This is a genomic window from Alkalihalophilus pseudofirmus, from assembly GCF_029094545.1.
GTDB classification, from domain to species: Bacteria; Bacillota; Bacilli; order Bacillales; family Bacillaceae_D; genus Alkalihalophilus; species Alkalihalophilus pseudofirmus.
In genome coordinates, this window is sequence record NZ_CP117835.1 from 3,573,108 (window position 1) to 3,588,689 (window position 15,582).

Here is a 15,582-nt window from a genome sequence, read left to right on the forward strand (position 1 = left end):
TTTACCTTCATCTTATGTGTGGCTTGTACGTTTTATGTCGTTTCTATCTAATACTTCCATTTTAAACAAGGACGTTTCGTAAGTCAAAAGAGGATGAGTGTTTATAGTATGAAAGATTGTCAAAGAACGATTGCGAATTCCTTTACAAATAAAAATGGATAGAAACTATGTGACATTTCCTGCCGAATATTCTGACAATTATATTTTTTTAATGTATAAACATACTTAGCGAATAAACCTACTTTTAGGAGGACTAGTTAAATGACTGTAACTGAGCTCTTCAGATTCAAGAATGAAAAAATCAAGGTATTGCATTTTACATGGTTCGCTTTCTTTATATCCTTTTTCACTTGGTATAATATGGCGCCTCTTGCAACAACAATGCTTGAAACAATGGACTGGTTAACACCTCAGCATATTGCTGCGCTTGGCATTTGTAATGTTGCTTTAACCATACCTGCACGCGTTATTATTGGTACGTTATTAGATAAATATGGTCCTAGAAAGGTCTATTCAGCCTTACTGATTATAATGTCCTTTCCCGCTATCGTATTTGCTTTTGGAGATAGTTGGGCACAATTAATGATCGCCCGTTTAGTGCTTGGAAGTATTGGTGCAAGTTTCGTAATTGGAATTAGAATGGTTGCCGAATGGTTCCCTCCAAAAAGTATTGGATTTGCAGAAGGTATTTATGGAGGCTGGGGAAATTTCGGTTCAGCAGTAGCTGCTATGCTTCTTCCTTGGTTCGCCCTTACTCTATTAGGTGGAGATGAAGGATGGAGATATGCATTAGCTTTCACAGGAGTCATCTGTTTTGTTTATGGATTCATTTATTACTTTAATGTTAAAGATACTCCAGATGGAAAAGAGTTTATTAGACCTAAAAGAACTGGAGCTTTAGAAGTAAGCACCTGGGGGGATCTCGTTCAATTAATTTTCTGGACGTTACCTCTTGGTGGAGCATTGGCCCTTAGTGCGTGGCGACTAGCAAACCTTGGTTTCATCTCAGATACGGCTCTTTATCTTGTGTATGCAGTAATAGGCATCACACTTGTCTATCAAATTTTTATGATTTTAAAAGTGAATATACCTATCTTGAAAAAAGGAGTACCTGAGGATGACCGCTATAACTTTAAAAATGTCGGTGCACTAAACAGTACTTACTTTGCTAATTTCGGTGCTGAATTAGCCATCGTTTCAATGCTTCCGATGTTTTTTCAATTAACCTTTTCTCTCTCTGCCTCTCAAGCAGGACTAATAGCAGCCTCATTCGCCTTTGTTAACTTGTTAGCTAGACCTCTTGGCGGAATACTATCTGATCGAATGGGCAGCAGAAGAAAAGTTATGCTTATTTACATGTTTGGAATCACCCTCGGTCTTTTTGGAATGGGTTTTATGGACTCTAACTGGCCGCTTATATTTGCTGTTGCCATTACCGTCTTAACTTCAATGTTTATCCAGGGTGCAGAAGGAGCTACCTTTGCCGTGATTCCCATGATTAAAAAGAGAGTAACAGGTCAAATAGCAGGAATGGCTGGAGCATACGGAAACGTTGGGGCTACTATTTACTTAACTCTTTACACTTTTGTAACGCCTCAACAATTCTTTTTTATCCTTGCCACAGGGGCATTAGCCAGCTTTATTATTTGCTTCTTTACACTAGAAGAACCTAAAAATTCATTTAGTGAGGAATACTATCTTTCCTCAGATGAATTAACATCAGGAGAAGAAGAAGAAATTCCTCAAATAATCAATGGAAAAGAGCTTAAAAGAAAAGCTTTATAGTCGTTAAAAACCGCTCTCAAAGCAAATCTGAGAGCGGTTTTTAATAGATTGTTTTATCATGTTGTAACTGAACGTATTCTCACTGCACTAACCTTAAACCCTGGCATTCTGCAAGTAGGATCTAGTTTTTTTGAGATTAATTGATTTACATTTTGGGTTTCTTCCCAGTGAAACGGCACAAAGACTGTATCTTCACGAATTGAATCGCTCAACCTGCTCCTAACTATAATATTTCCTCGTTTTGACTCAATTTTAACCAAAGCTTGGTCGTTAATATTATATTTCTTCGCCGTTACTGGGTGAATCTCCATGAAAGACTCAAATTCTCGTGCAGCAAGACTAGAGCTCTTACGTGTTTGAACACCTGTTAAATAGTGAGACATTACTCTTCCTGTTGTTAAATACAAAGGAAACTCTTCTGATGGTGCTTCCTTTTCAACTTCTGCTTTATTAGGGACGGGAATCATTTTTGCTTTCCCGTCAGAATGGGCAAAACTTTTTTCAAATAATCGTTCTGTGCCAGGATGCAGCTCGTCTGTACAAGGCCATAATATTCCTTTTTCCTTTCTAAGACGATCATACGTAATCCCAGAGTAATCAGCTATTCCACCTTTGCTAGCTTCCTTTAATTCTTCAAAGATCTCTTCAGAAGTACTATAAGAAAAATAGTCACCATATCCAAGTGTTTGAGCCACTTCGCAAATAATTTGCCAATCATGCTTAGCATTTGCCCATAATGGAAAGCTCGCCTCCCTTAAAGTCACTCTGCCCTCAACATTTGTCATTGTGCCTGAGGTTTCTAAATAAGAAGTTGCAGGTAATATCAAATCGGCTAAGCGGGCTGTTTCTGAAATAAACATATCTACAGCTACGAAGAAGTCTAACTTCCCTATAGCTTGTTTCACAAAAGCAGAGCTAGGATTGGATACTATTGGGTTTGAACACATAAGAAACAAACCTTTTATGTCGCCTTCATCCATTTTTTCAAACATCTCAAAAGCTGAGACCCCCTTGCGAGGTAAATCCTCCTCTTTAACTCCCCAGATGTTTGCCACGTACTTACGGTGCTCTTCATTTTCAATTGATCTGTAGCCTGGAAGCTGATCTGCTTTTTGGCCGTGTTCTCTAGCGCCTTGACCATTGCCCTGACCTGTAACAGCTCCAAACCCTGAATAAGCTTTACCAATCTTTCCAGTAGTCAAAAGAATATTCAAGAAATTCCTTACTGAGATCGAACCATCTGTTTGCTGCTCAATTCCTCTTGCTGTAAAAATCATGCCTGTTTCTTCTTTTCCAAACACAGTAGCAGCTTGCTCGATTAGTTTGCTCTCAACACCTGTTAACCTTGCAATCTCTTCAAGGTCAAGGGAAGCTACATGGTTTTTCACTTCATCAAAACCAGCTACCCTTTGTTCTATAAATGAGTTGTCTATTAGTCCTTTTTCAATAATAACCTTTAATAATCCATTTGCTAATGCTGCATCCATCCCAGGTTTTACCTTCAAGTGGACATCTGCTAGTTTTGTTGTCATCGTCTCTCTTGGGTCAATCGCTATGATAAAGCAGCCATTCTCTTTTGCTCTTTCAAAGTAAGGCATCATCGTTGGCTGGCATTCAGCAATATTAGTTCCTGCTAATATGATACATCTTGTACCTTCAATCTCCTTTATGCTATTGGTAAAACCACGATCCATTCCAAACGTCCGAGCCGCGGCTGAGGCTGCTGATGACATACAGAGACGACCATTATAGTCGATATATTTAGTTTGAAGAGCAACACGTGCAAACTTGCCAAGCAGATAGGCTTCTTCATTTGTAATGGTTGCACTGCCATAAACAGAAAGAGCATTTTTCCCATGGAAGGATTGAATGGCTGTGAACTTCTCTTTAATTAGTTTAAGAGCATCCTCCCATGAGATTTCCTGGAATTCCCCGTCTACATTTAATAATGGTGTTTTTATTCGATCTTTATGTAGGGCATGTTGATGTGCATGTAACCCTTTTATACAAAGGCGCCCTTCTGACGTTGGATTATTCTTAGCAATTGTTTGATATTTTTTGCGTGTAACTGTCGATTGCTCAATCAGCTGCATTTTACACTGCATACTACAGAAAGGACATTGAGTATCGTATATCTTTTCAGTTTCGGCCTCTTTTTGCTTTTTTCTAAAATAACGTAATAAAAGTTCAGTCATCTACGATCATTCCTTCAAAATGTATTATAGTTATTGTAAAGTGCACGCTGTAACTGATACCTTCCCTTAGTTACCTACGTATCCACTTTTAAGTTCTGAATTTTCTTGTAATTCTGTCCGCAGCTCGTTATCTATTAAAATCTCCCGTACATGTAAAAGGTTCATTCGGTCCACCCACTCAAAAAGCCGTTCACTATATCTCGCGGTTTGGCGATAATATTCAATCAGACATAGTACTATTTCTAGGACTTCATTTTCAGAATTGGCTACATATAGCAGCTGTTCATCCTTAAACTCATTTAAACACAGTCCACCTACATAAATTTCCCAACCAAGATCAGAGCGAACAATCCCTATATCCTCTAATCCAATTCTTGTTTTATTATTTAAACAGCCAGACATCCTGACTTTTATACGATGGGGCGTCTTAACATCACTAATTATTTGATCCATTTTTATAGCTAATTCGAAAACTTCCTGCTTTGTACATGTACAATTATGATTCTCCTTGCATAAATTAATCACTTGAACTATATTTGCATCTTTCCTCATTAATGGAAGGTCGGTTTCCTTATATATTGCATATAGAGCATCTTCAGGAGCACCTAGTAATGAAAGTCTTTGTTCTTCTGTTATGAAAGCTTGTGGAATAAGGTATTCTTCCATTAAATCTGCGACTCTTCTTAGTTGGTTTGCATTTGTGAACCCTCCATTCATTTGTGGGGAAATGATGTAAGATCCATCATTTTGCCTTACCGCATTAGAGTGATCAAAAAAAACTAGTGATTTTTCCACCTGATTATAGCCAGGGTTAAGCATTCTCACATAATAATCGATCGCCGCAACACATTGTGAACATCCTTCTTTATTTGACCAGCCCAGCCTAGAGGTGACTTCTTCAAAAGAGTCAAGCTGCAGCATTTGCATCTTTGTTACTACTTCCTCATCTGTTAATGAAGTACAAGAACATAAGGAACGTTCTTCTTTTACTTCTTTAAACGTATCACTTTGCATGTATATCAATAAATCACCAACCAAGGGTCTGCATCCGCCGCATGCACTAGAAGCCTTCGTACACTTTTTCACTTCCTCAATTGTTGTTAACGCCTGTTTTTGAGCAGCTTCAATTATTTCTCCTTTTGAAACCCCATTACAGTTACAAACAATCGCTGTACCTTCCATTGTAGTTATCTCTGAAAGCTCTTTTGAACCTTCCTGCATTAAAAGCTTCTTTTCCTTAGCTGTTATTGCTTTCTTCTTATAAATGTAATCAATTAATCTATTTGAGGCATTGGCATCTCCAAACATTATGGCTCCTTGAACCCTGTCATCTTTTAAAACAATTTTTTTATAAATATATTCATCTTCGTCATAATGAATAATCGTTTTAGTTGTATCGTCCTCTAGCCAGTTTCCGGCTGAGAACACTTCCACTCCAGATATTTTTAGTTTAGTTGATAAAGTAGAACCATGATAACCGTGTGAATCAACTTCACATATATGTTTAGCTAGCTCTTTTCCTTGTTCATACAATGGTTTAACAAGTCCATATACTTTATTTCGATGTTCTGCACATTCGCCAACTGCATATACATCAGGCGCACTAGTTTGAAGATAATCGTTCACTATGATCGCTCTTCCTGTTTCAATTCCAGCATTTATCGCTAACTGTATATTAGGTCTGACACCGGCAGCCATGACGACTATATCTGCAGCTGCTTCTGATCCGTCTTTAAAGAGAATACCTTCTACCCGCTGCTCACCAGTTATTTCTGCAGTCTCCTTTTCAAGCAAAAAATTTATTCCTTGTTGCTCAAGCTCATGCCGCAACATTTTTGATGCGGTAGTATCTAGCTGTTTATCCATCAAAGAGTTAGAAAGATGGACCACATCTACAGCCATTCCTAAGCCCAATAACCCCCTTGCAGCTTCCAGCCCTAAAACTCCTCCCCCTATGACCACAGCTTTTTTATAAAGCTTTGCGCTCTCTATCATTTGAGAACAATCCTCTATCGTTCGAAAAGTGAAAACGCCCTCTTTTTTACACCCTGGGACTGGCAAGATAAAAGGAGTAGAACCCGTTGCAATAATCACTTTATCATAGTGAACTTCTTTATTTAGATTTGTACGGATAAACTTATGAGTATGATCAATTTCTGTGACTGTCTCACCTGTATACAGCTGAATATGATTATCTTCATACCACTTTCGATCATGTAAAATAATATCTTGTACCTTCGCTGAGCCTTGTAAAACGGAAGATAAAAGGATGCGGTTATAATTGAAATGCGGCTCACTTCCGAATACGGTAACATCAAACCTGCCAGGCTGAAGCTTAAAAATCTCTTCTAGACAATTGACTCCTGCCATCCCATTTCCTATTACCACTAATCGTTCCTTCCCCATTATTATTCCCCTCCTATTTTTAATGTTCTTTCATAAAAAATCGGTCTGCTTCATTTTCATATACATATCATTTCTATTTTATCTAACCAGTTAGTGTAAAATCTTTATTTATGTCAGATCAACTAACATATTCTTTTTTAAAAGAATACAAAAAAACACAACTTGTAAGAATACAAGTTGTGTTTTTCACGTTTAACTACAGATTAACGTGGAATATATTTTAATGGATCAACAGAATTTGATTTTGCATTATTCCAGCCGCCTTCATGTACTTCAAAGTGTAAGTGAGGTCCAAATGAACGACCTGTATTACCCATCATACCAAGGCGCTGCCCTTTTGATACACGGTCCCCTGTACTCACTTCACGATTTTCAAGGTGAGCATAAAGTGTTGTGATCTGCTGTCCGTTCACCATGTGAGAAATTAGGACGGTATTACCATAACTTGATGAATAGTAAGATTGAACAACTTGTCCATCTGCTACTGCTACGATTGGCACGTCACCTGTACGCCCGTTCTTACCAATATCAATACCATGGTGCATACGGCCTCCGAATGTCGCACGTGGTCCGTATGTTGAAGTAATTGTACCTGTTGCCGGACGCATAAACCCAGAGTTTGTTACTGCTGGTGCGCTATGCTGTGTATTGTTGCTTGCATTTGAGCTTGAACTAGAATTTGAACTTGAACCAGAACTTCTTGAAGTCGATTGCTGGCTTGCAGCCGCTGCTGCTGCAGCTTCTTCTGCTTTACGCTTCTCTTCTTCTTGACGTTTACGCTCTTGTTCTGCTTCATATTCTGCAAGCTGCTGTTCTAGTGCTGCTTGTTGCTGTTTTAGGATTTCATTTTCATTATCTAAGTTACCAAGATCGGTATGAAGCTCGCCTTCTTTTTGCTCAAGCTGACCGAGAAGACGATCTTTTTCTTGACGTTGTGCTTCAAGTTCAGCACTTAACTCTTCAAGCTCGATTAGCTGCTGCTCTAAATTAGCAAGCTCGCTTTCAACGGTCTCTTTCGCTTCTTCAAGAGCTAAGTGATCTTCCATATGTGCTTCTAGGATACTACGGTCTTGCTGTGCAATAACCGTTAACGCACTGACACGATCAAGGAAATCACCGAAATCTTTTGAACCTAAAATGACTTCTAAATAGTCAATAGATCCGCCAGATTGATACATTGAACGAGCACGATCCTTTAATAGTTCATCACGTTCTGCGATGCGCTCTTCTAAAATAGCAATCTCTTCTTGAAGTTCTTCAATATGAGCACGTGTTTCTTCAATTTCTCCGCGCTTTTCACGAATCTTTTGGTTTGTTTCTGACATCTGCTCATCAATTTCCTGCATTTCAGCATTCACTGACTCGAGTTCCGCCTCAATTTTCTCTAATTCCGCTTCCGTCTGAGTTGCTTTTTCTGAGTTTTGCTGCTGCTCACGTTGAACATCAGAGATTTGTTGTTTAAGTTCACTGTTGGCATGGGCTACATCCATTTTCGGCGAAAATCCAAACGAACTGAATGTAAGTATTGCGGCTGCTGCGACTAATCCGATTCTTCTCCTCATTCGACCTTGCTCCTCCTCATATGTAAGGCAGCAGCAAGAAGCTGCTACCTTTTATTACATTTATTTAGACTTTTAAAAACTTACGAACTGACATTACGCTTCCCCATACACCGATAAACGCTCCGATGCCGACTAACAGAGCAGCGATTTGCCATATATACGGGAATGGCGTTAACAGTGAGAAAAATAACGTTTCAAACTGTGATCCATACGCAGAGTAAAGATAGGAATAACCAAAGCCTAATACGACAATCGGAATTAAGGAACCAACAACACCTAACAGCAGTCCTTCTACAAAGAAAGGCCAGCGGATAAAGCCGTTTGTTGCCCCTACTAGTTTCATAATTTGGATCTCTCGTTTACGTGCGATAATCGTAATTTTAATCGTGTTCGCAATTAAGAACATCGCTGTAAACATCATCCCGACAATGAGAATGACGCCGATGGTTCTAGCAAGATCTGTAAAAGCGAACAAGCGCTCAACAAAATCTTGTCCATAATTCGTTGACTCTACATAAGGCATTTCATCTATTTGCTGAGAAATAGATTCTGTTAATTGCGGACTCGCTGCTCTGACAATGAATGCATCATTAAGCGGGTTTTCCTCTCGAATCGATTCAAAAGCACTTCCTGCTTCATTTAAGCTGTCAATCAACTGATCGAGACCTTCATCCTTACTTAAGAAGGTTACACTCTCTACATTTGGAGTGTTTTCTATTTGAGTTCTTAATTCCTCTTGTTGTTCGGGTGTTGCCGTTAATTCAATGTACGCTCTAATTTCTACATCATCTTCAACACTGCTTGCAAAATTATTGGCATTTAAAATTAAAAGTAAGAACGCTCCTACAACAAGCAGCATGACCGTTACAGCACTAATCGATGCAAACGTCATCCAGCCGTTTCGTCCAAGGTTTTTCGTTCCTTCTTTTACATGACGTCCGAGGGTTCTAAACTTCATAGCCGTAGTCCCCCCTTATTTGATCACGCACTACCCGTCCATTTTCAATCGCTATAACACGCTTTTTGATCGTGTTTACGATATCCTTGTTATGAGTAGCCATCACAACGGTTGTACCGCGGTGATTGATATCTTCTAAGATGTCCATAATTTCCCATGCTGTATCAGGATCAAGGTTCCCTGTAGGCTCGTCTGCAATAAGAACTTCCGGCTGGTTAACAATCGCACGTGCAATCGCTGCACGTTGCTGCTCCCCTCCAGATAATTCATCAGGCAGAGCTCTTGCTTTATGTTTAAGGCGAACGATATCTAATACATCCATCACCTTGCGCTTAATGACTGATGGATCTTCTTCAATAACCTCAAGAGCAAACGCAACATTTTCATAGACTGTAAGACTTGAAAGAAGTTTAAAGTCTTGAAACACTACACCAATTCTGCGGCGCAGATGTGGAATTTGCTTCTCTTTTAAGGTAGACAAGTTCGTCTTATCAATAAATATGTCGCCTCTTGTCGGGCGTTCTTCTCGGTACATCATTTTGATGAATGTTGATTTACCAGCACCGCTGGGTCCAACCACATAAACGAATTCACCTTTATCAATTATTATGTTTATGCCATTAATTGCGGAAACATTGTTTGGATACATTTTCCAAACATCTTTCATTTCGATCAAACCTAATCACTTCCTTGCGTTCAGTCTCTCATGTTGTCTGTTAACCTTCATGATTCCTACGAACGCTGCTTTCATAAGCAACATAATACGGCGCTAGACGCCTGTACTTTTTGTAGAATACGGGCCTTTCTTGTCGGCTCGCTTACCCATTATACCATTTATTAAAACTTGTGCATGTTCATTTATATTACATTTTCGTTTCAACAGATAGCATAATTGTAAAAAAGGATGAGAGGTTTAACGCATTTTTGTCAAAAAAAAGATCTACCCTCATCATGAGAGTAGATCTTATTGCTTATTGAGCTTCAAGCCATGCAGCTAGATTTGCTGCATCTTCATCTTCTAAGTTTTGAGCAGGCATTGCACCTTGCCCGTTATGAATGATGTCTTCGATTTCAGCAGCTGACAAGCCCGTTCCTTCTAGACCAGGACCAGATGCTCCTTGAAGATCGCCGCCGTGACATCCGATACAGCTTTGCTCATATGTAGCACGAGCTGATTCTGCATCGTAATCACCAGCTGTTGCCTCATCTGGAGCCTCATCTGTAGGAGCTTCATCTACTGCTGGAGACTCCTCGTCAACTGGTGGAGCTGCTTCATCTCCGCCGCCACATGCTGTAAGAGCAACGACTACGCCAAGAGCTAATAAAAACTTTTTCATCTGTGTTTCCTCCTTTTTGTTAGAACTAATTGGATAGATTTGGGTAGAAACCCATCACACATTATTATAGCCGATTTATTACCCCTTACGCTCGCTTGAATCCTTCCCCAAGCACCTCTGTGGCATTCGTAACAATGACAAACGCTTTTGGATCAACGGCTCGGACAATTTGTTTCAATTTTGTGACCTCCTGCTGATTGACCACACACATCAGCACAGGACGTTCAGCATCCGTATAGCCGCCATGTCCGCTAAGCTTCGTCACGCCGCGATCGACATCTTTTAAAATGCTTTGGCGAACTTCCTCTTGATGATCAGAGATAATAAGAGCTACCTTTGCATATCCTACCCCCATTTGCACTAAATCAATCGTTTTTCCTGTAACAAATAATGCAATTAAGGCATAAAGTGCTAATTCCAGACTAAAAACGACAGCTGAAGTCGCTACAATCAGGCCGTCAATCACAAATACACATAAGCCGAGCGATACTCCAGTGTACTTATTGAAAATTTGAGCTGCAAGATCTGTTCCGCCTGTACTCGCATTCGCACGGAATACCGTCCCGAGTCCTAAACCGACTCCAATCCCGCCAAACAAAGCCCCGAGTAAAGGATCCTCAATCCCAACTGACCAATCCCTTGAAATAAAAACGACAAACGGCAAAAATATCGTCCCGACTAACGTTTTTATACCGTATTTAAAGCCGCCAAGCATCAGCACCCCTAAAATAAATAAAGGAATATTAAACGCCCATAGCGTATAAGCCGGCTCAAAACCGACAGTATACGTCAGCAGCGTACTAATCCCGCTCACTCCGCCTGATGCGATCTTATTAGGTAGTAAAAATAAGTTAAATGCCAATGCCACGATTGCTGATCCAACTAAAATATACGTATAATCAATCATTCCTTGCATTAAACGGCTGCGTGGCTCAGGCCGTCTTCTTGTGTTCACCATGCTTGTCCCACTCTCTTTTCTTCGTAGTATGTCCTAAATCCTACGGTAGTATAGCACCACGGCCTCATGCTGTAAACGCGAGCTCGTTAATGCGGTGAAGGGATTCACAACACCCGCGCCCCGACTGAGCATCAACAGAAGAACCTCGAGACTGAGCGCTCAGTTGATACAATAACTAAAATAGCGGCGCAATTCCTGCCGACACTGACGCTATAAGTTCCTCAACCGGCGCAATTACGAGTTAATTGCGCCGGTTCAAACTGTAATTGCGTGGGTCGTGTTAATTATTGCGTTGCTGTCTCCTTTTATTGCGTCGCTTCAAGCTATAATTGCGTCGCTCTGCTCCCCGCACCACACCAAAAAAGACTGTTCCCTAAAGAACAGTCTCCCTGCTAGATTACATCTTCAATGATGAACGCAAATATGCATTGATAAATCCGTCTAAATCGCCGTCCATAACGGCATTTGTGTTTCCGATCTCGAAGTTTGTTCGGTGGTCTTTTACAAGACTGTATGGATGGAACACATACGATCGGATCTGGCTCCCCCAGCCGATTTCTTTTTGCTCCCCGCGGATTTCGGCAAGCTCTTGCTGCTGCTTTTCAATCTCTAATTGGTAAAGCTTCGCCTTTAACATCTTCATTGCTTGGTCACGGTTTTTAATCTGTGAGCGTTCGCTTTGACATGTAACAACTGTGTTTGTCGGCAAGTGAGTGATACGGATGGCAGAGTCGGTTGTATTAATATGCTGACCGCCGGCGCCGCTTGCACGGTACGTATCGACTTTTAAGTCCTCGGTGCGGATATCAATTTCCACATTATCATCAAGCTCCGGCATTACTTCGCAGGATACGAAAGATGTGTGACGGCGTCCTGATGAGTCAAACGGAGAAATACGGACGAGGCGGTGAACCCCTTTTTCGGCTTTTAAGTAGCCGTATGCGTTATGTCCTTTAATAAGGAGTGTAACACTTTTCACCCCAGCCTCATCACCTGGCAGGTAATCCATTGTTTCGACTTTAAAGCCGCGCTGTTCAGACCAGCGAGTGTACATACGAAGGAGCATGGATGCCCAGTCTTGTGACTCCGTACCTCCAGCACCTGGGTGCAGCTCAAGAATCGCATTATTTTTATCATATGGCTCACTTAAAAGAAGCTGCAGTTCAAAGTCATTTAGACGAGAGATTAACTCTTTTACTCCTGCTTCAAGTTCTTTTTCAAGCTCTTCATCCGCTTCTTCTTTCACAAGCTCATAGGAGACTTCAAGGTTCTCATACTCTTCTTCAAGCTCTAAAAATACATTTACTTGTTCTTTTAAGCCGTTTGACTCGTTGATCACGGTCTGTGCAGCCTCTTGATCATCCCAGAAGTCCGGGGCAGTCATAAACTCATCAAGCTCAGCCATGCGCTCTTGCTTTGCTTCTAAGTCAAAGAGACCCCCTAAAGTCTGTTAATCGTTTGGCCATTGCTGCTAGTTCTTGCTTCACTTCTACTAATTCCATACGCTCACCTCATTGATTATTTCCCTACATAAATTCATTGCCGAAAAGGCTAAAGGAGCCCGCATAAGCGGGGCTCCATTCAAACCTATATTATGCGTTAGAGCTGTTATTTCCCCGCTCCGCAGCAGTTTTTGTATTTCTTGCCGCTTCCGCAAATGCACGCGTCGTTACGTCCGATCGTTTCGCCTTTACGGATTGGCTTCTTTTTCTTCGGTTCTTGTTTAGATGTATCTTGATGAACTGCTTTTCCTTCAGCTACTTTTTGACGCTCAAGGTTCTGCTGCACTTGTGCCTTCATGATGTACATTGAGATTTCCTCTTCAATAGAAGCAATCATCGCTTCAAACATTTCGAAACCTTCGAAGCGGTATTCACGCAATGGATCGTTTTGCCCGTATGCACGCAGGTGGATCCCTTGGCGCAGCTGATCCATTTGGTCAATATGGTTCATCCATTTACGGTCAACCGTGCGGAGCATAATAACTTTCTCGAACTCACGCATATGTTCAGGTGTGAACTGCTCTTCTTTTTCATTGTAGCGAGCAATCACTTTCTCCGTAATAGCCTCAACCATTTCCTCTGGATCTAAGCCTTTAATATCTTTCTCTTCAAGCTCGCCCTCTTGAAGAAGGTTTGCATTCATATAGTTGACGATCGCCATAAGATCCCAATCCTCTGGCACTTCATTCTCAGGTGTGTGCAGACGGACTGTGCGATCAATGACATCCTTAATCATCGTCTCCACAATTTTACGCAGGTTGTCAGACTCAAGTACTTCCATACGCTGCTTGTAAATGATCTCACGCTGCTCACGCATTACATCATCATATTGAAGGATCTGCTTACGAGCATCGAAGTTGTTACCCTCTACTCGTTTTTGAGCCGTTTCAACCGCACGTGAAACAAGACGGCTTTCAATTGGCTGATCCTCTTCCATGCCAAGACGCTCCATCATAGAACGCATATTATCAGAACCGAAGCGGCGCATTAATTCATCTTCCATTGATAAATAGAATTGAGATGAACCAGGGTCCCCTTGACGACCGGCACGACCACGAAGCTGGTTATCAATACGACGACTCTCATGGCGTTCTGTACCTAAAACATGAAGACCGCCAAGCTCGCGTACACCTTCGCCTAGTTTAATATCTGTACCACGGCCGGCCATGTTCGTTGCGATCGTTACTGCACCTTGTTGACCTGCGCCCTCGATAATTTCAGCCTCACGCTCATGGTTTTTCGCATTTAATACATGATGCGGTACACGGCGTTTATTTAAAAGCTTTGAAACAAGTTCAGATGTCTCAACGCTTACAGTACCAACCAGTACAGGTTGTCCCTTTTTATGGATTTCTTCAATTTCGTTAACAACCGCTCTAAACTTCGCTTCCATCGTCTTATAGATAAGATCCGGCTTATCAATACGGGCAATTGGTTTGTTGGTTGGAATCACCATAACGTCCATGCCGTAAATGTTGCGGAATTCTTCTTCTTCCGTCTTCGCAGTACCAGTCATACCGGCAAGCTTCTCATACATACGGAAGTAGTTTTGGAATGTAATTGAAGCAAGTGTCATGCTCTCGCGCTGGATCTGCATGCCTTCTTTTGCTTCAATCGCTTGGTGAAGACCATCACTATAGCGGCGGCCTTTCATCAGACGGCCTGTGAATTGGTCAACAATCACCACTTCACCGTCTTCCACCACATAGTCCCCGTCACGCTGCATAACGACATGTGCTTTTAATGATTGATTTAAATGGTGGTTTAACTGAACATGCTTCTGATCATATAAGTTCTCGATTCCAAACGCACGCTCTGCTTTTGAAACCCCTTCTTCTGTCAGCTGAACCGCTTTTGTTTTTTCATCAAACGTGTAATCTTCCTCTGCCTTTAACACGCGGATAAATGAGTTTGCCTGCGTGTACAGCTGGGTTGAACGTTCAACTGATCCAGAAATAATTAACGGTGTTCTTGCTTCATCGACTAAGATCGAGTCAACCTCATCGACAAGAGCAAAGTGAAGCGGACGCTGTACCATCTGCTCTTTATAGAGAACCATGTTGTCACGAAGATAATCAAAGCCTAGCTCGTTGTTTGTGCTGTACGTAATATCTGCACGATACGCTTCTGCTTTTTCTTCTTTTGTAAGACCCGATTCATTCAGCCCGACAGTCAGCCCTAAGAAACGGTATAACTCACCCATCGTTTCGCAGTCACGGCGAGCTAAGTATTCATTGACGGTCACAACATGAACGCCTTTTCCTGTTAACGCATTTAAATAAACAGGGAGTGTTCCAACTAATGTTTTACCTTCCCCTGTTTTCATTTCTGAAATATTTCCTTGATGCAGTGCAATACCGCCTAATAGCTGGACGCGGTAAGGTGTCATACGAAGGACACGTGTTGAAGCTTCGCGAACGGTTGCGAAGGCTTCTGGTAATAAATCATCTAGTTTTTCGCCTTTTTCAAGACGCTCTTTAAATTCAAACGTTTTCTTTTGAAGACCATCATCTGATAGCTTTTTCATATCATCGGCTAGCGCATCAATTTGGTCCACGATCTTTTCGTTTTTCTTTACTTGACGCTGACTTGGATCACCGATGACTTTTTTAAGTAGTCCTAGCATTGAATTCGCCCTCTCTTCATTCAGCTCATAACAACAACTTTCTATGAACGTGAAGCTTTATCTCGCATATGCTCAATTTTAACAGGTTAAATCTGCCCTTACAAGGTAATTACCGCTACGGTGCCTAGAAGATGTCGACACGAACCCGCCTTACAGTCAGTGAATCGACAGCATGACTCGTTGATCAAGTAAAACTTTATTAAATAGTGAGAGATTACTTCAGCCTTTACTGAACCTTAGCCTTTCTTGTTAT

Annotated in this window: 10 protein-coding genes; 1 reads left to right on the forward strand and 9 read right to left on the reverse strand. The window is 41.1% G+C overall.

Annotated features, from left to right (window positions below):
- Positions 1-261: 261 nt before the first annotated feature.
- Positions 262-1,785 (forward strand): NarK family nitrate/nitrite MFS transporter, encoded by a 1,524-nt coding sequence (locus PQ478_RS18840; protein ID WP_289235157.1) that lies wholly within the window; start codon positions 262-264, stop codon positions 1,783-1,785.
- A 56-nt stretch (positions 1,786-1,841) separates the two neighbouring features.
- Here the strand turns inward: PQ478_RS18840 and nasC are convergent, their stop codons facing one another.
- The 9 genes from nasC to secA form a co-directional block, all read right to left on the reverse strand.
- The gene (gene nasC, locus PQ478_RS18845) at positions 1,842-3,980 is read right to left on the reverse strand and encodes an assimilatory nitrate reductase catalytic subunit NasC (protein WP_289235158.1); all 2,139 of its coding nucleotides are present in this window, start codon (positions 3,978-3,980) and stop codon (positions 1,842-1,844) included.
- A 66-nt stretch (positions 3,981-4,046) separates the two neighbouring features.
- Entirely contained in the window at positions 4,047-6,386 is a 2,340-nt protein-coding gene (gene nirB, locus PQ478_RS18850; protein ID WP_289235159.1) for a nitrite reductase large subunit NirB, read from the reverse strand.
- 203 nt (positions 6,387-6,589) lie between these two features.
- A complete protein-coding gene (locus tag PQ478_RS18855) occupies positions 6,590-7,948 on the reverse strand; it encodes a murein hydrolase activator EnvC family protein (protein WP_289235160.1) in 1,359 nt (452 codons plus the stop codon).
- 64 nt (positions 7,949-8,012) lie between these two features.
- A complete protein-coding gene (ftsX, locus tag PQ478_RS18860) occupies positions 8,013-8,906 on the reverse strand; it encodes a permease-like cell division protein FtsX (protein WP_022629112.1) in 894 nt (297 codons plus the stop codon).
- Positions 8,896-9,582: a cell division ATP-binding protein FtsE gene (gene ftsE, locus PQ478_RS18865; protein ID WP_289235161.1), complete on the reverse strand. Its 687-nt coding sequence runs from the start codon at positions 9,580-9,582 to the stop codon at positions 8,896-8,898. Before ftsE ends, ftsX begins: the two co-directional genes overlap by 11 nt.
- 295 nt (positions 9,583-9,877) lie before the next feature.
- Positions 9,878-10,243 carry a c-type cytochrome gene (locus PQ478_RS18870; RefSeq protein ID WP_289235162.1) on the reverse strand — a complete coding sequence of 122 codons (366 nt, stop codon included), beginning with the start codon at positions 10,241-10,243 and terminating at the stop codon, positions 9,878-9,880.
- An 85-nt stretch (positions 10,244-10,328) separates the two neighbouring features.
- The gene (locus tag PQ478_RS18875) at positions 10,329-11,201 is read right to left on the reverse strand and encodes a YitT family protein (RefSeq protein WP_022629115.1); all 873 of its coding nucleotides are present in this window, start codon (positions 11,199-11,201) and stop codon (positions 10,329-10,331) included.
- A gap of 397 nt (positions 11,202-11,598) precedes the next feature.
- Positions 11,599-12,703, reverse strand: a protein-coding gene (gene prfB / locus PQ478_RS18880; protein ID WP_289235163.1) for a peptide chain release factor 2 whose coding sequence is annotated in 2 segments (ribosomal slippage) — positions 11,599-12,630 and positions 12,632-12,703 — 1,104 coding nt in all. Because the reading frame shifts where the segments join, the coding sequence is not laid out codon by codon here.
- Positions 12,704-12,809: 106 nt separating this feature from the next.
- A complete protein-coding gene (gene secA / locus PQ478_RS18885; RefSeq protein ID WP_289235164.1) occupies positions 12,810-15,329 on the reverse strand; it encodes a preprotein translocase subunit SecA in 2,520 nt (839 codons plus the stop codon).
- Positions 15,330-15,582: the final 253 nt, after the last annotated feature.